The organism is Spirosoma sp. KCTC 42546 (assembly GCF_006965485.1).
Lineage (GTDB): Bacteria > Bacteroidota > Bacteroidia > Cytophagales > Spirosomataceae > Spirosoma.
Map to the genome: position 1 here is coordinate 2037392 of NZ_CP041360.1, position 22574 is coordinate 2059965.

At 50.7% G+C, this 22574-nt stretch carries 15 protein-coding genes; 4 read left to right on the top strand and 11 right to left on the bottom strand.

Translation table 11 applies throughout. From position 1 onward, the window contains the following. Positions 1 to 152 precede the first annotated feature (152 nt). On the top strand, positions 153 to 2510 hold the full coding sequence (locus EXU85_RS08200; protein WP_142771620.1) for a hypothetical protein: 2358 nt from the start codon (positions 153 to 155) through the stop codon (positions 2508 to 2510). Positions 2511 to 2758: 248 nt separating this feature from the next. Here the strand turns inward: EXU85_RS08200 and EXU85_RS08205 are convergent, their stop codons facing one another. From EXU85_RS08205 to EXU85_RS08225, 5 genes are all read right to left on the bottom strand, one after another. Then, complete coding sequence (locus EXU85_RS08205) at positions 2759 to 4414, bottom strand: serine hydrolase (protein ID WP_142771621.1); 1656 nt, start codon at positions 4412 to 4414, stop codon at positions 2759 to 2761. A 102-nt stretch (positions 4415 to 4516) separates the two neighbouring features. Then, positions 4517 to 5686 carry a DNA-binding transcriptional regulator gene (locus tag EXU85_RS08210; RefSeq protein WP_142771622.1) on the bottom strand — a complete coding sequence of 390 codons (1170 nt, stop codon included), beginning with the start codon at positions 5684 to 5686 and terminating at the stop codon, positions 4517 to 4519. 77 nt (positions 5687 to 5763) lie between these two features. Further along, entirely contained in the window at positions 5764 to 7014 is a 1251-nt protein-coding gene (locus EXU85_RS08215) for an MFS transporter (protein ID WP_142771623.1), read from the bottom strand. Between the two features lie 4 nt (positions 7015 to 7018). Beyond that, complete coding sequence (locus tag EXU85_RS08220; protein WP_142771624.1) at positions 7019 to 7846, bottom strand: ROK family protein; 828 nt, start codon at positions 7844 to 7846, stop codon at positions 7019 to 7021. Positions 7847 to 7908: 62 nt separating this feature from the next. Continuing rightward, positions 7909 to 10494: a family 20 glycosylhydrolase gene (locus EXU85_RS08225; protein WP_142771625.1), complete on the bottom strand. Its 2586-nt coding sequence runs from the start codon at positions 10492 to 10494 to the stop codon at positions 7909 to 7911. A gap of 85 nt (positions 10495 to 10579) precedes the next feature. On the opposite strand from EXU85_RS08225, the gene EXU85_RS08230 reads away from it, so the two are divergent. Then, a complete protein-coding gene (locus EXU85_RS08230) occupies positions 10580 to 11671 on the top strand; it encodes an acyltransferase family protein (RefSeq protein WP_142771626.1) in 1092 nt (363 codons plus the stop codon). Between the two features lie 194 nt (positions 11672 to 11865). Next, positions 11866 to 14286, top strand: a complete 2421-nt coding sequence (locus EXU85_RS08235; RefSeq protein WP_142771627.1) for a hypothetical protein — start codon at positions 11866 to 11868, stop codon at positions 14284 to 14286. Between the two features lie 41 nt (positions 14287 to 14327). Here the strand turns inward: EXU85_RS08235 and EXU85_RS08240 are convergent, their stop codons facing one another. The 6 genes from EXU85_RS08240 to EXU85_RS08265 all read right to left on the bottom strand — a co-directional run bounded on the left by EXU85_RS08240 (position 14328) and on the right by EXU85_RS08265 (position 21518). After that, on the bottom strand, positions 14328 to 14777 hold the full coding sequence (locus tag EXU85_RS08240; RefSeq protein ID WP_142771628.1) for a response regulator: 450 nt from the start codon (positions 14775 to 14777) through the stop codon (positions 14328 to 14330). Positions 14778 to 15087: 310 nt separating this feature from the next. Next, positions 15088 to 16236 (bottom strand): acyltransferase family protein, encoded by a 1149-nt coding sequence (locus EXU85_RS08245; RefSeq protein WP_142771629.1) that lies wholly within the window; start codon positions 16234 to 16236, stop codon positions 15088 to 15090. 46 nt (positions 16237 to 16282) lie between these two features. Next, positions 16283 to 17662, bottom strand: a complete 1380-nt coding sequence (locus EXU85_RS08250; RefSeq protein WP_142771630.1) for a metallophosphoesterase family protein — start codon at positions 17660 to 17662, stop codon at positions 16283 to 16285. A 21-nt stretch (positions 17663 to 17683) separates the two neighbouring features. After that, complete coding sequence (locus EXU85_RS08255; RefSeq protein WP_246859460.1) at positions 17684 to 18571, bottom strand: glycerophosphodiester phosphodiesterase family protein; 888 nt, start codon at positions 18569 to 18571, stop codon at positions 17684 to 17686. Beyond that, the gene (locus EXU85_RS08260; RefSeq protein WP_142771631.1) at positions 18568 to 20685 is read right to left on the bottom strand and encodes a hypothetical protein; all 2118 of its coding nucleotides are present in this window, start codon (positions 20683 to 20685) and stop codon (positions 18568 to 18570) included. Before EXU85_RS08260 ends, EXU85_RS08255 begins: the two co-directional genes overlap by 4 nt. 8 nt (positions 20686 to 20693) lie before the next feature. Continuing rightward, a complete protein-coding gene (locus EXU85_RS08265; protein WP_142771632.1) occupies positions 20694 to 21518 on the bottom strand; it encodes an HpcH/HpaI aldolase/citrate lyase family protein in 825 nt (274 codons plus the stop codon). 305 nt (positions 21519 to 21823) lie between these two features. Here EXU85_RS08265 and EXU85_RS08270 point away from each other — a divergent pair, with 305 nt between their 5' ends. Continuing rightward, positions 21824 to 22528 (top strand): orotidine 5'-phosphate decarboxylase / HUMPS family protein, encoded by a 705-nt coding sequence (locus tag EXU85_RS08270; RefSeq protein ID WP_142771633.1) that lies wholly within the window; start codon positions 21824 to 21826, stop codon positions 22526 to 22528. Positions 22529 to 22574: the final 46 nt, after the last annotated feature.

Sequence of the window (22574 nt, forward strand, 5' to 3'; positions counted from 1 at the left end):
GGTTTTGAAAGCCTCAAAAGGACAAGTTTTATTTAGGCGCTTATTTAATACAAATCAATCAGCCCGTGTATCAATCCAATCCATACACGGGCTGAAGCCCGTGGGTACGCCCCAATCGCAATTCTTAACAATACCTTCCTCTTTTTTAATCTATGACTTTGAATCGTTCTGTAAGATTGGTAATCAGTGGCCTTACCCTGTTTTTGGCAATAAGTGGTAGTCAACTCACTGCTCAACCAATTAACCTGAAACAGGCCGTTGTTCTGGTTTCGCCCTCTGTTCCGTTGCCTATGCGGGAAACGGCTCCCCGGATGCTGCGCGAAGAGATTGAAAAACGAACGGGCGTTTCCCTGAAAACAGCGTCGACTTGGCCAAAGGCTGGCTCAACACGGATCGCACTGGTTCTTGTGGGCGATAAAGACGTTCAGGGCGTTACCATCCCGGTTAATACGTCGAATGATCGGCCAGAAGGTAAGCCAGAAGGATTCCGGGTGGTGAGTGAAACCAATACCACAGGCAATACGCTCTGGATTATTGGTGCCGATAGCCGGGGTATTCTGTTTGGCACCGGGTGGCTGTTGAGAAACCTGAAAATGGACCGAAAACTACTGGAACTTCCCAACCCGGTCGATCTGGCCACGGCACCCGCTTATCCCATTCGGGGACATCAGTTGGGCTACCGGACCACGGCTAACTCGTACGATGCCTGGACGGTGGACCAATTTGAACAGTACATTCGCGATCTGGCCATTTTTGGAACCAACGCTGTAGAAGGAATCCCGTTTCACGAGGACGAAAAACCCAGCCCTCATTTTAAGATACCCGCTTCGGAAATGCGGGTCAAAATGAGCGAAATCTGCAAAGCGTACGATCTGGATTATTGGGTTTGGACACCCGCCACCTTTGAACTCACCGATACGAAGAAACGGGAAGCCGAACTTACGCTGCACGAGACTTTTTATAAGGCATGCCCCCGGCTCGATCATGTTTTTTTGCCCGGTGGCGATCCCGGCGATAATCACCCCAGAGAGGTAATGCCTTTTTTAAAAGAGCTGCACGATCGACTGGTGAAGTACCATCCGAAGGCCAACGTCTGGCTGTCGTTGCAGGGGTTCAATGTGGAGCAGATCAATTATGTGTATGATTACCTGGCACAGAATAAGCCCGATTGGTTAGCAGGGCTTGTCTACGGGCCGGGAAGTCCGCCACTCGCTGAAACCCGCTATCGTCTGCCCAAACAATACCAGCTTCGGCAGTACCCAGATATTACGCATACCGTTCGCTGCGAATTTCCCGTTGAACGCTGGGATCAGGCGTTTGCGCTGACCTTAGGGCGGGAGGCATCAAATCCACGCCCTTATTTTTACGCGCGGGCTCAGGCGGCTGCGGCACCCTTTACGGATGGCTTTGTGTCCTATTCCGATGGTTGCCATGATGACATCAACAAAGTAGTGTGGAGTATGCGCGGTTGGGACCCGGATATGAACGTTCATCAGATCCTGACCGACTACAGCCGCTTTTTCTTTGGCTTACCATTGACCGAATCCGCGGCCAGCGGTATTGAGGCTCTCGAACAAAACTGGCAGGGACCACTGGCGCAAAATGGGGGCGTCGACGCTACGTTTTCATTCTGGAAAACGATGGAAACAACGAATCCCGCCTTAGCCACCAACTGGCGTTGGCAACTCCTCCTTCTCCGGGCTTATTACGATAACTACACCCGCAGGCGGTTACTGTATGAACAGGAACTGGAGGTAAAAGCGGACAAGATACTAGCACAGATGACCGATGCTGATCCCGATAACGCGATGAGCCAGGCGCTTGCCCTTGTGAACAAAGCGGATACAGAGCCTGCTTCGCCTGAGTTGAAAGCCAAAATTGTGTCGTTATGTGCCGATCTATTTGCTTCAATTGGCTTACAAACCAGCGTGCCTAAGTATAAAGCGAAGGGTTATGAACGGGGTTGCCTGCTTGATTTCGTCGATTATCCGCTCAACAATCGCTGGTGGCTGACTGATGAGTTCGATAAAGTCCGGACACTGAAAACAAAGGAAGACAAACTGAGACGTCTACGGGAAATCGGTACCTGGGAAACGCCCGGCAAGGGCAGTTATTACGACGATGTGTCGAGCGTAAGCAAAGGCCCCCGCGTGAAAACCATCTCCGACGATGCCACGGACATTGCCTGGTGGAAAGACGGTTTCAGTCGGACCCGGCTTTCATCGCAAACGTTCCAGCGAAGTCCGGCCCTGGATTATGATAACCTGGACCCTACGGCGGAGTACATTATTCGGGTTGTCGGATTTGGCGATGCTTTGTTACGGGTCGATGGAAAGCGGTTGAGTCCACTGCACTACAGCAAGGAGGCCGATGCGGTTAAAGAATGGATTGTACCCCTGTCGGCCACGCAGGACGGGCATATCAGCGTCACGTTCGACGAACCGGAGGAATCCCACCTCAACTGGCGGCAAAACTCCCGGATCTCGGATATCTGGCTGCTGAAGCAGTAAAAGGTTGTTTAACCACAGAGGCACAGAGAACACAGAGTAAAAAAAAACAAGTTAAAGCTCAGTGTACTCCATGCCTCACGTTTTCGCTTGGCTTCGCCGAGTGAAGACTATTGTTTCAAGGGCCTCTGGCCCGTTTTCAATATAGTACAATTCACCGGCCAGAGGCCGTTAAAATAGACCTCACTCGGCGAAGCCAAGCGAAAACGGGAGAAAACTTCGTGTTGTCTGTGCCTCTGTGGTTAAACCCCTTAGCGGACCACCGCTGGCAGAATATACTGTTCCAGTATCTTGTCTACCTGAGGATGGGCATACGCCGTGTTATAAGCAGTAGCCGTAACGACAACCACCAGTGGCTGGTCTTTAAAGACAAAGATTTTATTGCCCCCGTTTCCCGAGCAGTAATAGGTTTCATATGCCTTGCCGTCTACCTGATACGTTTTGTTCCAGAACAGGTACCCATAATACTCATCCTTCCGGCCCGGAATCGGCTTATGATGCGTAAAGGTTTGGCTAACCCAGGCAGCTGGTATGAGTTGCTTCCCCTGCCATTGGCCCCCATTTTTATATAACTGGCCGTATTTGGCAAAGTCCAGCGCATTCATTCGGATACCACCCGCCGTGCTGACTACTTTTTGGGGCGTGTATTGCCATTGGTAGTGGGTAATGCCCAGGGGCTTAAATAGTTTCTGGTCCGTATAGCGTTCCAGATTTCCCGGTACAACTTTGTTCAGAATGTCACCCAACAACACAACACCTGCGGTAAAATAATGCCACTCCCCTTTAAACTTCGCAGGGTCAACGGGTAGGTCCAGAATGAATTTTATCCAGTTAGGCGTAGGATACATATTCTCCTCGTTGCCCGGCGAGTTGTTGTCATTATCATCCCCGTCAAACGCCGAACTCATGGTCAGTAACTCGTTTAGTGAGGTATTTGCCTTGGCAGGAGAGTCGTTTGCAAAGGTTTTCAGGTCATAAAAATCAGCTAACTTTTGGTTTTCACTTTTCAAGTAACCTTCCTGCTTCGCAATCCCGGCCAGGGTAGAGGCAAACGTCTTACCCACCGAACGAACATCATGCAGGGAGTCTCGGGTGTTCCCGTTAAAGTATTCTTCGATCAGTAGTTTACCATTTTTAATGACGATCACACTGGTGATGTGTTTGAACACATCCTCGTCTATATTACCCTTCAACTCCTTGATCTTGTTGGTATCAAATCGTTCCGTCGAGACGGCAAAGCCCGGATAGGGTTTGGGGATAGTAAGTCGAACTTTGGTTAGGTCAATAACTGGTTTGCGCTTCACCTGTAGTGTCAGTTGCCCCGCAGCAATCAACTCGCCTACGGTTAGGTTGGGGTGGTTAAGATATGGTCTGATCTCAAGCCTGAACACGTGCGGGCCGTCCGTCAATTCGCTATCTCCGCCGTTATTCATAAACCGATTCCAGGCCGACTGACTCCACCAGGCACCCTCTCGCTGGTTATTAATCAACGGTTTGCTAATGAGTGTTTCAACGTTCTTCACCTGGGCGTAAGGCGCGCCTGGATGCAGATTGCTTTGGTAGATGAGTCGGTTATCTACGTAAAAGTTAAATTGATATCCGCCTGTTTTCGTGAGTTCATCGGCCGTCAGTTCAGGCGCTAACTGATGCAGGTAGTTGGTGAGTGAGTTACCCATGAAGACCGTCATGAATAAATTGCTTTTGTTCGTCAGCGCATACGTACGTAGAAAGTCCGTGGTTTTTAGGTCGGCCGCTGGGATATCTTTATCGGTAAAGATGATTGTGCCGATGTTGGCCTGGTGTACCGCAGTCGCAATGCCCTGCGTTTTTACCAGATCGGTGGGCTGGCCGTACAGCTTGCAAGCCACAAGCAGGCTTAGTAAAATGGGTATCAAGCGCGTATGCATAGGAGTAGAGAGCAACTAAGTTTTATCAAAGCTATGCAGATCAGATACGTACGTGCCGAAAATGGGATGAACGGGCCGGAAAATGGGTTTAATAAATCACCTTCACTTTCCCGCCAGGTATCGATTTCGGTATTCGAGTGGGGTGCAGCCTTTCACCTGACGGAACTGACGGGCAATGTTCTTGCTATCATTGAGGCCTAACTCCATGGCAATCTCAAAAACGGTCAGGTCGGTTTCCAGCAGTTTTTTAGAGAATTTTTCGATCCGCAGATTCTGGATGTACTTGTAGATAGGATAGCCAATCACATGCTGAAACCGCATCTCCAGTGAGCGTCTCGACAACGGCACCTGCTTGACCACTTCATCGACCTGAAGGTTTTTGTCGATGTTCTGGTGAATGTATTTCAGTGAGGAGGCAATGTAATCGTCGTGGGTGGCGTAAATATCGGTCGACTGGCGGGTGATTACCTGCGTAGGCCTCACAACGATATCATAGAAGCACTCGGTTTCCTTGCGTATCATGCGATCCAGCAGGCGGGCCGCATCATACCCCCCTTTCTCGGCATCCTGCGCAATACTGGATAGAGGAGGGTCAGACAGCTCACAGATCATTTCATCATTATCGACCCCCAATACCGCTACCTCCTCGGGAATACGAATACCCGAATGTCGACAGGCCTCCGTGATATGCTGACCAAGTCGGTCGTCGCACGTCATGATGGCAATGGGCTTTGGTAATGACAATAGCCACTGACTCAGTGAGCTAGGTTTATAATACCACAGCTCGATCTCACTGGCACGGGCGTTTTCGTTTTCAAAATAATGGACTTTGTAACCCGACCGGGACACCCGCTCGTCGAATCCTTCAGCCCGTTCCCGCGACCAGACGATGTCCGTAAATCCATAAAAGGCGAAGTTTTTAAAGCCTTTTTTTAGGAAATAGTCCGCGGCCATAGCGCCGGTTTCCTGGTGGGCACCCGTTATGTTGGGGATTTCTGTAAACCGTTCTTTAAAATCCTGCGCAATGAGTGGAATACCCGCCTGAACGATCTTTTCGATACTTTCATCGTTGTAAAGCTGCCCGATAATGCCGTCGGCTTCCCATTCTCGCGCCCAGTTCAGTATACCGTTGATCCCCATCGTTTCCCGATGAAAAAGGGGCATCCGGCAAAAAACCCATGGACCATATTCCCGCGAATATTTAGTGATCCCTTTCAACAGACTCTTGCTGTAGTCTTCTGCGAAGTCGATTAGTAGAATGATCTTGTGCATGGGTAAAGAGCGAAAGAGTGAACGAGTGAATGAGCGAAAACCGCCGGGAAGTTGCGCTGTCGCGTCTGCCCGCTCTTTCACTCATTCACCCTTTCGCTCTTTAATTTAATCGTCGCATTCGTAACCAGCGGTTTGGCCCAGATGCCAATACTGAAAATATAACCTAGTGTAAACAGAATGACCAGCATGGCCCAGCGCAGTCCCACCAGTTCGGCGAGGCCACCGATGATCAGGGGTACCAGCGCGCCACCAACGATTCCGGTACACAAGATACCCGAAAAAGTGCCATGATGCTGCGGAACGGAGTTGAGTGCGAGTGAAAAAATGATGGACCACATTACAGAAGCAAAAAAACCAGTGGCCGGAAACGCATACAGAGCCACTTCTTTAGTGCCAAACAGCCCGGCAAGTAAGGCGATAATAGCGCCCAGCGTGAAAATCATCAGCACTTTGCGGCTGTCGGTTAGTTTCAGTAAAACCAGGCCAAGAACGCAGCCAATGGTCATGAGCCCCCAGAAATAAGCCACTACTTCGGCGCCAGTTGTTGTCGGGTCAACTCCGTGATACAGTTGAAGGAACTTGGAAATCCAGTTGGCAATGCCCTGTTCAGTACCTACATACGCGAAAATACCCGCGAAGAACAACAAGACCGTTTTGTTGCGAAGTAGCTCGGTCAGGGTACCGCCCACTTCCACTTTTTCGTCGTCCTTAAGCTCGACGGTTGGGAATTTGATCAGCGCAACTACTACAATCATCAAGAGCGTCGTCAGGGCAAAAACCCAATAGAGCGACACCCATTTCAGATCAACGGGAACCAGTCGATTTAGCACCGCAATCGGGAAGCTAGTATTGGTGGTATGCAGGTTAACGACAAAGTAGCTGTATAGAAAAGGACTTATAAATGACGCGGCCCCGGAAAAAAGCTGCGCCAGCACCGAATTAAAGGCAAAATGCTCTTCCCCACCTGTTACTCGTAGCAGTGGGTTAATCACAACCTGCAACATGGCCATGCCAACACCGATGGAAAATAACGACACCAGCGCCACTGAAAATTGGGGTATGAGGGCGAAGAGTAAGGCACCCAGGAAAGCCAATAAAAAAGCACCTAGCAGCACCCGTTTCTCCTGGTATTTTTCGACCAGCAGTCCCGACGGAATCGACGCACTGTAGGCAACGAAAAAAGCAAAGGGCAAGAAACCCGCCAGACCGATACTCAGTTGAAAACTGTCGACCAGATCGGGGATGATGGGCCCCAAAATGTTGGTCAGAAACGAAATGACAAAGAAAATGACCAGAATCAGGACGACAATCAGGGTGTTACGGTTCATGGTATTAGCTAACTAAAGCGGCTGCGCCCAGCAGGGCAATGCCTTCCCGCTGCGACTGGAAAATTTTCAGTCGCTTGAGCGTGACTGGATAAGCGAAATCCTGCATACTCTCAAACATACCCGCTTTAAAAAACGGGTACGCTTTGGCAATGGAACCCCCTAAGACAATGACTTCAGGATCGTAGGCGTAGAGGACTGCTTTGATAGCCCAGCCAAAATGACGACCAAATTCGGTCCAGAGTTGTAACGCGCTGGGCTCGCCGAGTTGGGCTGCCTGGCTGGCTTCGAGGGCCGTTGTCCCGTGGATAGCCTCGAAAAATTCGGCAGAGGCATAGTACTCAAAGTTTTTATCCCGATAGGGGAGTAGTCCTATTTCTCCCGCTCCACAGTTACTCCCGACAAAGAGCTGATTGTCAATGATAATGCCCGAGCCAAGCCCTGTACCAATAGACATGCCAACGACGGAATGGTAGGATTTGGCCAGACCAAACTGGTGTTCGCCAAGGGTAAAGCAGTTCACATCATTGTTCACAAATACGGGTACGGCAAATTCCTCTTCCAGAATATCGCGCAGGGCAACCTCTTTCCAGGATGGAATATTGGCCACGTTATATACAATACCCCGCCCCACATCAACCACCGAGGGAACACCAATGCCGATACTACTGACGGTGGATTCCGCCAGAGGACGGATTAATTCAATAAGTTGTGATAACGTAGCAGAGAGCGATTCTTTTTGATGTAATAAGCCACTCTTTTGATGAACAATTGATCCATTCCGTACAAGTCCAGCCCGTACGTTGGTTCCTCCTAAGTCGACCCCAATAGTCATGGTACGTATGTTGCGTATTGGTGTAAAAAACTACAAGAATATTATACTAGTATCAGGACGTGCTACCGCACCTTAAGGATGGTTGCCCGGCTCGATCTACCCGATGCATCGAAGCTTTTTAATGTCAACGTGCCCGAAACCTTTACTGGACCTGTATATAGTGCAGATTGTGCCGTTGGCTCAGTCCCATCGGTCGTATACCGAATGGCAAGACCAGGTAGTTCTACATTCGCTTTGAGCATGCCCTGCTCGATAATAGCACCCGGAAGCGGTAACCGATAATGATAACCGCCGTTGATCGTAGCTAGCCGGGGGAGTTCTTTTTGGGCGAGTGTATTGGCAAATATATTCCAGCCGGTACTCATTGATTTTTCGCGCTCCTGCCGGTTTTCGATGGTCTCCCAGGGCCGCTCGGGTGCCCAGGCACTTTCGGCAAACCCCAGTAATTTAGGCAGGATATCATACTCGGCCATATCACGACCTTTAACGGTTTCGCTCCAGAGCTGACATTCTACACCCCGAACGTTTTTGCGGGCTTCGGGCTTCATTTTTTGTAGGCCTGCAAAATTTAAGGGCTTACCCATCGAATTTTTATAAGTTGTCTTAAACATATCGAACGGCGCAAATGCCCAGTTGTTGCGCGTATCAACATAGCCTGCCCAGTACAGACCTGGCTCCTGCGGATCGTTGTTATAGGCCATATCGAAATAAAAGTTCGATACATTACACAACACCACTGGATAACCGGCATTGGCCATCCGATTGCCCAGATCCACATCAAACAGATTGTTCCAGACATAGGGTACCACGCCCTGGCCAACAAATTCAGGGTTCAATACCAGTTTTCCATCGGCTGCTTTGGTGAGTACAGCCTCTTCCCAGCCGTGTATTTCCAGATTACGTTTTTTGAGCCGTTTAACAAGGTTTCGGAAGAAATAAGTCTGCAGGTTTTTCGGGTCTTTGATCGTTGGGTTATCTTTCAGGACTTTAGCCGCTATGGGCGATTTTGTCCAGACGCCTTCGGGCACTTCGTCGCCACCCGCGTGCATCACGTCCATGGGCAAACCGGCTTCTTTGTACATCTTCGTGATCTCATCAACCACTTTTTCATAGAAGTGGTAGGTCGACTCCTGTCCAACGCTCACCACATTGTCGGTGTACCCCTGTGCGGATAAATAAACGGATTTATCATTGGGGTCGATGAGTCGGTATTCATTGGCTTCTTTCTCGTTGCCCTCCTTCATCAATCGGTCATACCGGGCTTCCATAGCTTTAATGGCGGCTCTGGCATGGCCCGGCAAATTCACTTCCGGAATGACCTTGATATGGCGCGCTTTCGCGTACTTCAGGATTTCGATGAAATCGGCTTTGGTGTAATACCCACTGCCGTATTTGCCTTCATCATAGGCTTTCGGGCCCGATCCGTAGGCCGGATGCAGCACTGGCGTTTCCTTGCCCGACGTATGTTCCCGTTGTGCCCCTACTTTCGTTAGCTCAGGCAATCCGTCAATTTCGAGTCGCCAGCCTTCATCTTCCGTCGTATAAAACAGGAAGTGATTGACTTTGTAGACTGCCAGCAAATCCAGCAACCGAAGAATGGTTTCTTTGGTCTGGAAATTCCGGCTAACATCCAGGTGCATACCCCGGAAATGAAAGCGTGGCGCATCCTCAACCTGTACGTAGTTCAGGGCAATACTGGCCGACGGTTTAAGGTAGGTTGTGGTCGGGATCAACGCCAACATACTCTGAATGCCGTAGAAGACACCAGCCGCATCGCTACCCGTAATGGAAATGCCATTCCCGTCGATGCCTAACTGATACGCTTCTTTCGTAACGCCGTTGACACGAATAGTTCCCGTTTTCAGCGAAATGCCTTTGCCCGTTGGGGTTCCTGTTTTTACAGAAAAGTCGCTACCCGTTAGCGTTTTTAGTTTCTGACTCAGGAAATTCGCTTCATTTTCCAGGCTTTTATCTGCATAAATCGGCAGCGACGAATTGACGGTCAATATGCCTGTGCCCAACGTTAGTTTAACGGGTGCCGGTATGATTTTCTGAAGATTTTCGGTTGGAAGCAGGGAGGCCGTTCGATTCGTCTGGTACGTATGTTCGGGAGTTGGGAGCGGTTCCAGGTCGACCTTTCCACGTAGCATCTGCTCTCGCCGGGTAAACGGTTTGATGCTATAATTGGCTACCTGTACGATGTTTTCCTCCTTGCCGTCTTTGTCATAAAAAACAAAGTAAAGCCCCAGTGGAGCATCCGTGACCTTATTGACGGCTTCGGTTCCCTCGTACAGAACGTCGATAGCGGCACCGGGTTTGAGACTAAAGCCAACCCTGGGCGTAAGTTTATACCAGTCTCCATTGATGTGCTGAACAGTAGCGGACTGGGGTGTTTTTGTTGGAAGAATAGGCCGGGGCGACATGTTGAAAAACAAGGCCCAGTTGGTGTCTGTCAATGGAAAATTACTTTCATTGGCCAGGTGAAAGCGGGCTTCGAAACCCGTTTCGATCTCGGTGAAATTGCTGACCAGTTCCCAGGATACCGTTATTTTTTTTGCCTCTTCAACTGCCTGCTTTTCAGTGATACTACAACTGCTGAAACAGAGGAAAACAAGCGTGCTGAGGGTGGCAAAAAAAGTAGTTCGCATAAATCCTTAGGTTAAGTAGCCTTTATAGTACTCAAATCAGTAGTAAAGATACCATTGCTTTTAGCGGGCTTTTTACAACTTTTTGATGGTACAGCAACAAAAGCGGCTTATTTCTCTGGATGCGATGCGCGGGTTTACCATTGCAGCCATGATTGTTGCCAATTTTCCGGGCAGTGAGGAGACCGTGTATTTTACCCTTCGACATACCATTTGGAACGGTCTTTCCATGACGGATCTGGTAGCACCATTTTTTCTGTTTATCGTCGGCGTGTCTATTGCCTTCGCTTATTCACAAAAACGGACTGCTCCCAAAGGAGAACTTTATCGGAAGATTGTCATTCGCTCGCTGAAAATCTTTGCCGTCGGTATGTTCCTGAATCTGATGCCCGATTTTGATTTTGCCACGATTCGCTGGACAGGTACACTTCACCGAATCGCCATCGTCTTTCTGGTTTGCGCAACGTTATTTTTGACTACAAGCTGGAAACAGCAGGCCTGGATTGGCGCCTTTACTTTGGTTGGATACTGGCTGGCTATGACGCAGATCCCCACCCCCGATGTGGGCCGGGTTGTGCTGGAACGGGGCCAGAATCTGGCTGCCTGGGTTGACCGGCAATACCTGCCCGGCAGAATGTGGCAGGGAACCTGGGACCCCGAAGGTATTCTGAGCACCTTCCCGTCTATTGTGACGGGAATTATGGGTATGCTGGCAGGTCGGTGGATGCTGGGCCCCGATGAACCAATCGAGAAAGTTGCGTATCTGATGACGGCTGGTCTGTTTACAGCCATTGCAGGCTATTTCTGGGGGCTAACGTTTCCAGTTAATGAAAATCTCTGGACGAGTTCGTTTGTGCTGGTTACGTCTGGTTTTGCTGCCCTACTGTTTGGCGCTACGTATTTTCTGGTTGATGTACTCGGGCATACGAAGGGGACAAAGCCAGGGATTATCTTCGGAGCGAATGCCATCACGGTATATGTACTGGCCGACATCTTCGCCCTATTTTTCTACCGGCTCAAATTCGGTGGTCTTCCGCTGAATGAGCAGGTTGTAAAAGGACTACGTGATATTGGACTTCAACCCGAACTCGCCAGTCTGTTGTACGCGCTGTTTTTTGTTGGCGTCAATTTCATTCCAGCTTATGTGCTGTATAAGCGGAAGATTTTTATTAAGCTGTGAGGATGCGTGGAACTGTGCGGACTCTGTTTTCGCTTGGCTTTGCCGACCGGGCTGGCGTACCAGTGAAGACTATTCTTTAGGGCGTCTCGCCCGTATTGACTAATCAAAATTGGGCCAGAGGCCCTTGAAACAATAGCCTTCACTGGTACGCCAGCCCGGTCGGCAAAGCCAAGCGAAAACAGAGAATCATAACCATGCGCTTACCCTCAATCCGCTTAACCATCCTCCTCCTATCAATATGGACAACCGCCTACTCCGGCTCGATTGACCTATCGAAGGCGCGTATAGCTACTACCGTTACCGATAAAAAAGTTCTGCGCCGAACGGTAGAGATTCTACAGCAGGAAGTGAAAAAACGGAGTGGTATTCAACTTCCCGTTGTCGGAAAACTCCCTGCCGATAATCAGCCGTTTATTGGGCTTGTACTGGAACAGCATGTCGCTCAGTTGCCCGCGAATTTTCAAACGCTCATCCAGGCAATACCCGATAGTAAAAGTGAAGGCTTCAGACTGGTATCCATTGAAAAGTCCAACGCGGTGTTGATTGTCGGCCACGATGCGCGGGGATTGCTTTATGGTGTTGGACGTTTGTTGCGCAAGCTGGAGATGAAGCCGGGTAAAGTGGACGTGGCTGGAAATCTGTCTATTGCTACCAGCCCCCGCTATCCTATTCGCGGTCACCAGCTTGGGTATCGGCCAAAAACCAACGCCTACGATGCCTTTTCCGTGGCTCAGTACGACCAGTACATTCGTGAACTGGCGTTGTTTGGCGCTAACAGCATCGAAATTATGCCACCCCGTACGGATGATGACTTCACGAGTCGGCATATGAAGTTACCCGCCATCAGGATGATTGGCGAACAGTCGAGGATTTGTGCTGAATACGGGCTGGATGTCTGGATGTGGTATCCGAACATGGGCATGAATTACACCCATCCCGATTCGATTCAGAAGGAACTGGCTGAACGGCATGAGGTTTTTGCGGCTGTTCAGAAACTGGATGCGGTCTTCGTACCCGGCGGTGACCCCGGTGAACTGGAACCCGACGTGCTGTTTGCGTGGCTCGAAAAGGAAGCCCAGGTGTTGCATAAATACCATCCCAATGCTAAAATATGGGTCTCTCCGCAGGTGTTCCGACCTACGCAGCAATGGTTCGATGCGTTCTATAAACACGTCAATAAGGAATACCCCTGGTTTGGGGGTGTGGTGTTTGGGCCTTGGGTCAAGATGTCGGTGCAGGAAATTCGGAAGGTGGTTAAACCGTCCATTCCCATTCGGCATTATCCGGATATTACCCACAACTACGCGTCTCAATATCCGGTGCCGCATTGGGATCTGGCCTGGGCCATGACGCTGGGTCGGGAGTGCATCAACCCGCGCCCGCACGATGAAAAGGCCATTCACAATGCGCTTGATGACTATGGCGCGGGTAGTATTAGCTATTCTGAAGGCACCAATGATGATGTGAATAAGTTTGTCTGGAGCGACCAGGACTGGAACCCCGAAACGCCGGTTATTGAAACCCTGCGTGACTACGCCCGATTGTTTATCGGGTCGGATTATGCCGAAACCGTTGCGCAGGGACTTATCGCTCTGGAACAAAACTGGCGGGGAAACCTCCTGACCAACGAGGCCGTTGAGCGTACCCTGATGCAGTGGCAGGCATTGGAAAAATCAGCTTCTCAGGCCGTATTGCAGAATCCACGCTTTCAGATGGGACAAATTCGGGCGTATTACGATGCCTTCACCCGCCGTCGGTTACTCTATGAAACTGGTCTGGAGCAGCAGGCGCGGGTTGCGTTGGAAGCCAGTGAGTCCGTTGGCTCAGTAGCAGCTATCCGACAGGCAAATGCGATCCTCGAGAAAGCCTGGAAAGAACCGATTCTGCCCGTTTACCGCCAGACATGTTTTGCCCTAGCCGACTCACTCTACAAAAGCATTGGGGCGCAACTCACCATCGACAAACACGGTGCCATGGGTGGACGCGGTAACTTCATCGACAACATCGACATTCCGCTCAACGACTCTCCCTGGCTGTTATCGCAGCTCTCGCAGCTAGAGAAATTGACCAATGAGCCAGAACGACTCCAGAAAATCCGGGAGGTGCTGCACCGGACTGATCCGGGACCGGGTGGGTTCTACGACCATTTCGGCGCGCCTGAAAGCTGGCATCGGGTGGTTTCAGACACAAGTTGGGAGAAAGATCCGGGAAGTCTTCACTCGCCCCGAATTGGGTTTGGCGTAGGCCTGGTAGGTGTTGAATGGGTAGACGAGATTAAAGCAACGGGCTTCAAAGGCCAGGTGACGCCACGAGCCTGGATGAAACAGGCTAAAACCCTCTATGACCAACCCCTAAAAATCGCTTACTCTGAACTGGACCCCACGGCCAGCTACCGCCTTCGGATTGCCTACACCGGGCGCTTCCAATCACGCATGAAACTCACCACCGACGACGGCTCCGTTGTTCATGACTTCATCCAGACCGGCGAGCAACCCATCTATGAATTCGACGTACCCAAAGCGGCTTCATCCGATGGAGCCGTAACCTTCATCTGGGAATGTGGCGAAGGTGAACGCGGTTCGCAGGTAACGGAGATCTGGCTGGTGAGGAAGTGATGGGGGGAAGGGAGAGTGTTAGTACTTATGGCAACGGGCCATCATGTCCAATAATCACGCTTATAGAACCTGATAGGGGGTATGGTCACCGTGTCGAACCAGTATTGTCGTAGCGTAATGAAATACATTTTCCAGTCGTCAAAACTGAATGGTTTAACCGTGAAAGAAGCCGCCCCTGTTGAATAAGTAGTCAGAATAGTACTTGGCAATTGGCTGGCTGTTAGCATAATAACTGGTAATAAGCGTCCTTGCGCATGGGCCTGTAGGAAGGCTAAAAAGTCTAATCCATTCACGCTGGATCCTAAGTCGATATCAAGAAAGACTAGCTTAGGCCCATGACCATCAAGCGCATTGATATAGGCTATCGCTTCTGTATTGCTAAAGACTTGAATAAAAGACGCTTCAGGGAAATGGTCCCGAGATGCCCGGTGCAGGATGTCAACGAGGAGTGCATCATCGTCTACCAGGAGAATTGGAAAGTTAGATTTCATGAAGCAATGGTTAAGGAGCAACTTAACCGACAGCTTTCCAATTAGGGCGGGGAAGGAACTCAGTAGAAAGGGATTAGTCTAAAGGTACTCTAATTATAGTAGTATGCAATCATAAATTATTGAAAATAAGACAATTGTTGCTAAACTAGAGCTGTGGAATTAAGTAATCACGCAAATTTATTAACCACAGAGGCACAGAGAACACAGAGTTTAAATTCTCAAAAATCAATAAATAAAACTCTGTGTTCTCTGTGCCTCTGTGGTTAAAATCTATTTTTAGTTTGCATGATTACTTACCTCGATACCTTGTTTAAACCCGCAAAAATGTCTTTTTCTTGTAGAGAAAATACAGGAACACCCACTTTACGGCAATGTAGCCCAGCACGCCCAGCACGGCGGCAACCCAGCCTGATGAGATCAGCTTGATCAGGCCACCAAAGAAAAAGTGAGTTGCATATTCAAATTCGATGAACTCGCCCGCCAGGTAAATGAGGATGGAATTCATACCAATGATGGTGAAGAAAAACGTCCAGCCCTTGATGCCTTTGACGTCGATAACCCAGTAAAACAGACCCAGTAAGCTCAGACTCAGGCCACCCGTAACCAGCATGAATGAACTGGTCCACAGGTTTTTGTTGATTGGGAAGACAAAGTCCCAAAGCCAGCCAAGTAGGATAAACAGCAGACCTACGCCCACTAATTGAACCGCTTTCTGATTGCCGGTTTTACCATGTGTCTTCAAGGACGAACCAGCAAAAATACCAAGCAGCGCGTTCCCAATGGCCGGAATGGTTGAAAACAAGCCCTCTGGGTCATGGATCGTTTTGTATAAGTGACCCGGAACCACCATCCGGTCAATATAGCTGGCCAGATTGCATTCCATGGTTAGGATACCGGCTCCACAACCCGGTACGGGTATCAGCATCATAGCAGCCCAGTATCCCAGCAAAATACCGAAAAACCAGATGTACTGCGTGCGGGGTTTGGCATACAGAAAGATCAACTGGGCGAACATGCCCGCTAATCCGATACGGCCCAGAACGCTTGGGAAACGGGTATCCTCAAACGCTTTGACAAACAGACCATTGTTGTAAATAATGCCTAATAAAACCAGAATGAGCCCACGCGTTATAATCTTTCGGGCAATCTGCGCCTTCTCATCTCCCTTCTCTAACCGCGACCCTATCGAAAACGGGGTCGATACGCCCGCCATAAACACAAACAAGGGGAAAATCAGGTCGTAGGCCCGGAAACCATTCCAACTGGGATGGGTGAACTGATCGGCGATGAGAATAGCCCAGGCCCAGCCCGTCGTTTTGGCCAGCACCTGAAAGATTTCTTCACCCCCCATAATCCAGAACATATCAAACCCCCGCAATGTATCGAGCGAGAGTAGCCGCTTAACAGGGGCGGGCTGAAGTACAGCAGGTTCAACAGGCGAAGTAGACAGTAGAGACATAGGTTTTTGGTATAAATTTAGAATCAATAGAATCCATCAACAACCGCTAAAGCTTCTGTTGCTTCCGGGCTTTATACTCCTGAAAACGGTTCCGGTATTCCTGGAGCTCTTCAGGCTTGAATTTTTTCTGATACTCGGCTGGCAAATCCAGTCGCTCAGGCAGGAGCGCCGGTGCTTTGTCGAGTAGGGTATTTTTTCCTTTACGATTTTTTGTCAAAACGAATGAATCGTATTTCTGACCCGTTACCGTAAACGACTGGTACAATAGGCTATCCCCATCAATCGACACGGTTTGGTACAGTTGCGTGTTCGATCCTGCCCGATTCATCCAGTCCTGCAAACCAATATCGTACATTTTTGGGCCACTCACCGACACGACATAAATGGGGCCGTCGGGAAATTTCCGACTCTTGCCCAGCGGCATATTCAGCCCACGTCCATAGGTGTGGTCGTGCCCCTGCAACACCAGATCGACTTTGTATTTTCGATACAGGGGCTCCATTTTTGACCGCCACTCATCGTTGTCGCGGCCGTTCTTGGTGGAGTAAATAGGATGATGGTGAACGACCACGGTCCAGCGGTTTGGGTTCTTGCTCAATACCTTCACCAGCCAATCGGCCTGGGAGTCCATAACGGTTAAATCGAGCAGGGCAGCCTGTGAATTTAGGGAAATAAACCGTGTTCCCTGATAATCGAAGTAATAAGTTGTTTCCTCAAGTCCTTTTGGTCCGTTTTCGGGCAATACAAAAGATGGTCGCCAGTGCATGGATACGCGACTGGTGCCTTGCTCATCTTTAAAGTACTCGTGGTTGCCCGGTGTCGCCAGGGTAGGTACCATCCCATTGATCCAGCCACCCGCTTCGAACCACTCACCCCATTGCCAGTCGGCGTTGGAGGTGGTGATTAGATCGCCCGCATGGACCATCAGGCTTACCGTGGGCAGGGTTGAGTATGCCCCGCGAATAGCCCGCGACCAGAGCGAGCGGATGTCGTTCTGTGCATCTCCGAAGTACAGAAAGGAAAAGGGAGCGGGTTTATTTTGGGCCGTTTTGAACTGGAACCACTCGCTCCAGTACGTGCCATTGCCAACCCGGTAACTGTACTGGGTACCGGGTTTCAGGTTGGTGAACTGAACAGAATGGTAGCGCACCCGTTTGCCTTCGATCAACGCAGGTTCGCTCGTGGCTGGAACGAGGGTGGCGCTTTTGACAAAGTCGGGAGATGGGTCGGCTTCTGCAATGGCGCCAACCGCATTCGTAACGGTGGTGTCGGTACGCCAGTTGACGGACTGCGATGTAGCCGGGTCTCCATGCCAACCCAGTATAATGCGGTCGGGGTAAATGGAGGCCGGGTATTGTTTATGCGTCTGCGCGCTGGCAGATGAGAGCGTTAAGGCGACGAAAAGAGAAAAGAAAAGTAGTTTCATACAGTTAGAACCTATTGGGCATTAGTTCATAGAGTGGGTTAAGGTTTTATAAACGTTTAGTACATAATCGGTTTGGATAACATCCAGCTTCAACTGGGCCGCTTTCCGATACTGTTCTGCCGAGTCTGCGGAGTCCAGTAAGTCAGAAAAGGCTTTAATCCCATGCTGATGGATCTGCTGGATCAGGGACTCGCTGACCACCAGCCAGTTTAGGTCAAAGGCATATGGATTTAGTTTAGCAATCTTGTCGGCCATATCCTCCGCTTTTCTGAGCGATGGCATTAGTCGGGCCGTTGGGGCTGCCTGTTTCAAGGCCAGCAAGGTTTCGTCCGATCCGTAAAAAACGGCATTTTTAAGCAATCCATACGCCTGTAGTTGGCTAACTAAAGGCTCGGGAGCTACATTTTTGCAATCAACGTACAAATTTGTCGGTTTTGGGTGCTTCGCATTCCAGTTAGCCACCAGTTTACAAACCTCGTCCAGCGTAGGGATTCGTTCAGTCTGGAAGCGATCGCCAAAGCCTTTGCCCGCAGATAGGGTCCTGAGTGTAGCCAGCGTCTGCGCGTTTACCGGCCCCGTACCCGTGGTGGTGCGGTTCAAGGTAGCATCGTGCAGAATAACCAACTGGTTATCGGCTGTGGTCCGAACGTCGATTTCAATATAGTCAACCTGCATGGTCAGGGCTTCCTGAAAAGTAGCCAGAGTATTTTCGGGCGCTCGCTGGGAGTTGCCCCGGTGTGCAGACACTCCGGGTTGATTGTGCGTTGATAAGGCAGTGCGGTACATGCTGATCGAATCCGTAAACGATGCCATTTTTCTGGCCGACTGGCCCATTACGGAATTAGGAATTGCTAGCCCTCCCAGTAGAAATCCTGCAACCCAGAGTTGTGCCCATTGGCGTTTGTTCATTTGTGTTGAGCGTTTTTTAGATTCGGTCGAGCCCGCCAGTCGGCTTCCGGTCCAAATCGGGTATGAAGTGAATTGTCCAGTTTTTCATGGGACGGATACTGATAAATAAGCCGGTTGGTGAGCCAAAAGAATAAAGCAGACACCACCAGTGCCGATGTTGCCCTCAGCCAGACCTGTTTATACAGTGGCGCATAGGAAACAGGTTCCTGAATAACGACTGGCCGGTTTTTGGTCGGTATCGTCAGCACAAGCAGTGTGGCCAGTATGGCGTTGATCGTAACGCCCCATTCGGTCAGGATACGGTCAGGATGCCAGTTTACCAGGGCTCGCTCAAAATTCCCGACAATCATCAGCCAGAGAAGGATCAGGAAAATCAACTGCCCTTTGCCTAGCCACGAATCGGGCACAAGCGCGAGCGGTTCGCGAAAATGTCTGCGTATCAGAACGATGAACAGACCTAAGAGGATAAGCCAGGTTAGGTTGAACCACCCGCCAGGCGTCATGCACAGGGAATCGACACCCGGCAAACGACCCAGGTAGGGCACATCCCATAAAGCGGGTGCCGTTTCCTCTGTACCATCTGCCAGCGTAATGGTTCGCGTCCAAACGTCAGGATTTAGCTGCTTACCCCATTCCTCCACATTTTTAACCAGATTGACATAGGGGATAGCCAGTAACACAAAAACCGTGGCGACGCCCAGCGTCCATTTGCCGCGAGTTGGTTCTGCGTCGTGACGGTCGTTATGCAGGGGAATTCGGGTTGCCAGAAAGCCCAGAGCCGCTACAATGGCTAGTCCATTAACGAAACCGTAACTCTGTTCCAGGAAGCTATGCCAGTTCTGATGCTGCCAATCGGCCCAGTTAGCTACAGTGGTTTTATAGGCTGCGCTGTCTGGCGATAGGCCTCTACCCGCCAGTAGACGGGGATTTCCGGGTGCCATCAGCAGGTGTTTTAGCCATTGAATCCCCGAAAAGCCAAGCCCGCCAATGGTGCCGCTGATGACCGACGCAACCGCTACCGGACGTAATCGATGCCGGCGCATCCAGCTGATCATCCCGATAAAAACACCGGTGATGCCCGCCCAGTCATCACTACGGGGCGGAGTCATGCGGAGGCCGCCGGAGTCGGCAAAAAACAGGCTGCCAAGCACCGGGAAGGCCAGAAACGCAAGAAGCCAACCCGACGCCATGTACACGATCAGCGACGCGCCATGCCGGAACTTCCCGAAGCGAATGAAATACGCAATCAACCCCAGCAGTAAACCAACTACCCATCCAATGTGCGCCGGATAATCGCCGAACCACTGCGGCCAGTTATTCAGAAAATTACGAGCCTCAAAAGCCAGCTTGCCCGTTTCTGGGTCAACGTAGGTGGGATCGCCCAGCGGATAGGTCAGTAGCGACGCCAAGGATTGGTCAAGTCCCAGAGCCTGGAGAAGCGCCTGAATCCCCCAACCCAGCAATGCCCCCGCTATGCCAAAAACAGGGAGCCAGAGGACTCTGCGGCTCTTCTGGTTGAGCAGGTCGTACAGGGCCATCGCCAGCAATGCCGTTGACGCGGCCAGATAATCGGCATCGAACCAGTAGAGGGGGCTTTTATGGCGTGAGGCCGTATGGTCAATCCTGATGCCCGATTGCAGGGCGTGGGCAATGGGGTCTTCAACCAGATCCTGAAGAAACCAGATGCCAAAGACGAACAGAACAGGCTTAAACAACTGAATCAGCCGTTCCCGTTCGGCTACAGCCGCCAGCGCGGTACCCGCCCCGCCAAGGCCAGCCCATAGAAACCCAATGTAAAATAGGGCTGCATACCCATAGAGCTGGGTAGCACTATGACCGCTCATGGTGTAGGCAATGACCTGCATATAGGAAACCGACGCACCAAATCCCCAGCCGATGGCCCCGAAAAAAGCGAAGTAAAGAACCCGTTGCCGCCAGTCCGAACGATCTGATACCAAGGCAATACCTAGAGCACCCAGACATCCGGCAAAGGCCGCCCCGTATTCATGCCCGAAATTACCCCGGACACCCCAGCCAATGGAAAGCGCCAAGCCGCCCAATAGCACACTCCGCCAGTGCCAGGTCGAGCTCTGTTGCGTACGGGGAACGGCCATCGTCTCCATCAGATTACAGGCAGAGAATACGTATCGGTAGACTGATCGTCGCCAACGGCTGCTTTGATAATGCTCAGGTCGTGCCGTAAACGCTGACTGAACAGTGCCACATCGAAACTATGAACCACCATGTTGACGCCTTCTTTCATCCATCGGATCTGTCGTTCCGGCTCCAGCGAAAAGTGAATCCCGATGGAGAGTCCTTTGGCGCGGGTTTGATGAATAATCGACTGGACAGCGGCTTCAAAATCAGGATGGTCATATTGCTCCGGCAGGCCCAGGCTGACCGACAGATCATGCGGACCAATGAACACGGCATCAAGTCCCGGTACAGACAGGAGTTCGTCGAGCCGGTTTAGCGCGGGCACACTTTCGATGTTGGCAATGCAAATGGTATTGGCATTATAGGCAGCAATGTAGGCTTTCATCTCTGCCGAAAGTTCTTCCTGCCCTGCCAGATAAGCCGTCAGGCGTTCGCCTTTGAGAGGGCGAAATTTAGTAGCACCAACCAGTTCCTGAATCTGGGCAACCGATTCGAGGTAAGGGGCTACCACACCTATAGCTCCCCCGTCGATAACCTGACAGGCCCGGAAGGGATCGGGGCTTGGAATCCGGACAATGGGTGTAATGCCATAGGCCCGGAACTGCTGACAGAGTCGCGCCAGCTCGGCCCGATCCATGGGAATGTGTTCTGTATCGATGAAAACGAAATCAACCCCTGTCTGTTGAATAACCTTGGGCCACATGGGTGCCGTTGAGGTAATGCAGGAGCCGTAGACGTTATAGCCTTGTTGTAGCTTTTGAAGCAAACTCGGGTGGGTTGAACCAGTCATTTGACAAGGGCGATTACACGAATTGAGTAAAGAGAAGGTAAGCCAAAGGACCAGCCAGCCAGTGGCTAGTTGGTCCTGATGATTCGAAACAATTACAGACTATTCTATTACTGTGCATGGGTCCGTTCAGGCTATTGAGAGCGGTAATTATTTCGGTAGACCAATAGTCTGATTAAATCATACTGTAGTACTATACTCAGAAGCGTTATTGCTTCTGGCTGATTTGAGAAAGTAATGTGCAGCAGCCTGGATCACCGCTACGGCCTGCCATTCTTTCGCTCATTCACTCTTTCGCTCTTTTTTACATGAAACCCATTGTTCAAATTTCTCTGGACCTGACCAATATTGACGAAGCACTGGAAACGGCTGCTTTAGCCATGCGGGCGGGTGTCGACTGGCTGGAAGCTGGAACACCGTTGATTCTGGCCGAAGGGCTGCACGGCGTGCGAAAACTCCGCGAAGCCTTTCCGGGAGTCCCTATTGTAGCCGACCTGAAAACGATGGATGGCGGCTATCTGGAAGCCGAAATGATGGCCAAAGCGGGTGCCACGCATGTAGTGGTCATGGCACGTGCTCATGCCGAAACGATCAAGTGTGTGGTGAAGGCAGGCCGTGATTTTGGTGCCAAGGTTATGGGGGATAACATGGTGTGCCCGGATATGGTTGAGGGGGCTAAATGGCTCGAAGACCTGGGTTGCGATTACGTGATTCACCACATTGGCTACGACGAACGGCGGGGAATTGCGGCCCAGGGGCATCGGATGCCAAGCCCGCTGGATCAGCTTCGCGAGGTTGTTCAGGCGGTTCGGGTACCGGTGCAGGCCGTGGGCGGACTAAGTTTGGAGCAGGCCATTCGGTGCCCGGAATATGGGGCTCCCCTAGTAGTACTCGGTGCTCCGCTGACTATTGATGCCGATGCGTTCAAAACGGCTGATGGCGATTTAGAAGCGTCGCTCCGGCTGATCTGCGAAAAAATTCACGCCTATGGCGATGTGCCAGTGGCGAACTAATTTTTAACACAGAGAAACAGAGGATAAACAGAGTTAACAGTATAAA

What these genes read in the sequence shown, in the direction of transcription:
- EXU85_RS08200 (WP_142771620.1), top strand. Translation starts at nt 153, where the DNA reads ATGACTTTGAATCGTTCTGTAAGATTGGTAATCAGTGGCCTTACCCTG.
- EXU85_RS08205 (WP_142771621.1), bottom strand. Translation starts at nt 4,414, where the DNA reads ATGCATACGCGCTTGATACCCATTTTACTAAGCCTGCTTGTGGCTTGC.
- EXU85_RS08210 (WP_142771622.1), bottom strand. Translation starts at nt 5,686, where the DNA reads ATGCACAAGATCATTCTACTAATCGACTTCGCAGAAGACTACAGCAAG.
- EXU85_RS08215 (WP_142771623.1), bottom strand. Translation starts at nt 7,014, where the DNA reads ATGAACCGTAACACCCTGATTGTCGTCCTGATTCTGGTCATTTTCTTT.
- EXU85_RS08220 (WP_142771624.1), bottom strand. Translation starts at nt 7,846, where the DNA reads ATGACTATTGGGGTCGACTTAGGAGGAACCAACGTACGGGCTGGACTT.
- EXU85_RS08225 (WP_142771625.1), bottom strand. Translation starts at nt 10,494, where the DNA reads ATGCGAACTACTTTTTTTGCCACCCTCAGCACGCTTGTTTTCCTCTGT.
- EXU85_RS08230 (WP_142771626.1), top strand. Translation starts at nt 10,580, where the DNA reads ATGGTACAGCAACAAAAGCGGCTTATTTCTCTGGATGCGATGCGCGGG.
- EXU85_RS08235 (WP_142771627.1), top strand. Translation starts at nt 11,866, where the DNA reads ATGCGCTTACCCTCAATCCGCTTAACCATCCTCCTCCTATCAATATGG.
- EXU85_RS08240 (WP_142771628.1), bottom strand. Translation starts at nt 14,777, where the DNA reads ATGAAATCTAACTTTCCAATTCTCCTGGTAGACGATGATGCACTCCTC.
- EXU85_RS08245 (WP_142771629.1), bottom strand. Translation starts at nt 16,236, where the DNA reads ATGTCTCTACTGTCTACTTCGCCTGTTGAACCTGCTGTACTTCAGCCC.
- EXU85_RS08250 (WP_142771630.1), bottom strand. Translation starts at nt 17,662, where the DNA reads ATGAAACTACTTTTCTTTTCTCTTTTCGTCGCCTTAACGCTCTCATCT.
- EXU85_RS08255 (WP_246859460.1), bottom strand. Translation starts at nt 18,571, where the DNA reads ATGAACAAACGCCAATGGGCACAACTCTGGGTTGCAGGATTTCTACTG.
- EXU85_RS08260 (WP_142771631.1), bottom strand. Translation starts at nt 20,685, where the DNA reads ATGGCCGTTCCCCGTACGCAACAGAGCTCGACCTGGCACTGGCGGAGT.
- EXU85_RS08265 (WP_142771632.1), bottom strand. Translation starts at nt 21,518, where the DNA reads ATGACTGGTTCAACCCACCCGAGTTTGCTTCAAAAGCTACAACAAGGC.
- EXU85_RS08270 (WP_142771633.1), top strand. Translation starts at nt 21,824, where the DNA reads ATGAAACCCATTGTTCAAATTTCTCTGGACCTGACCAATATTGACGAA.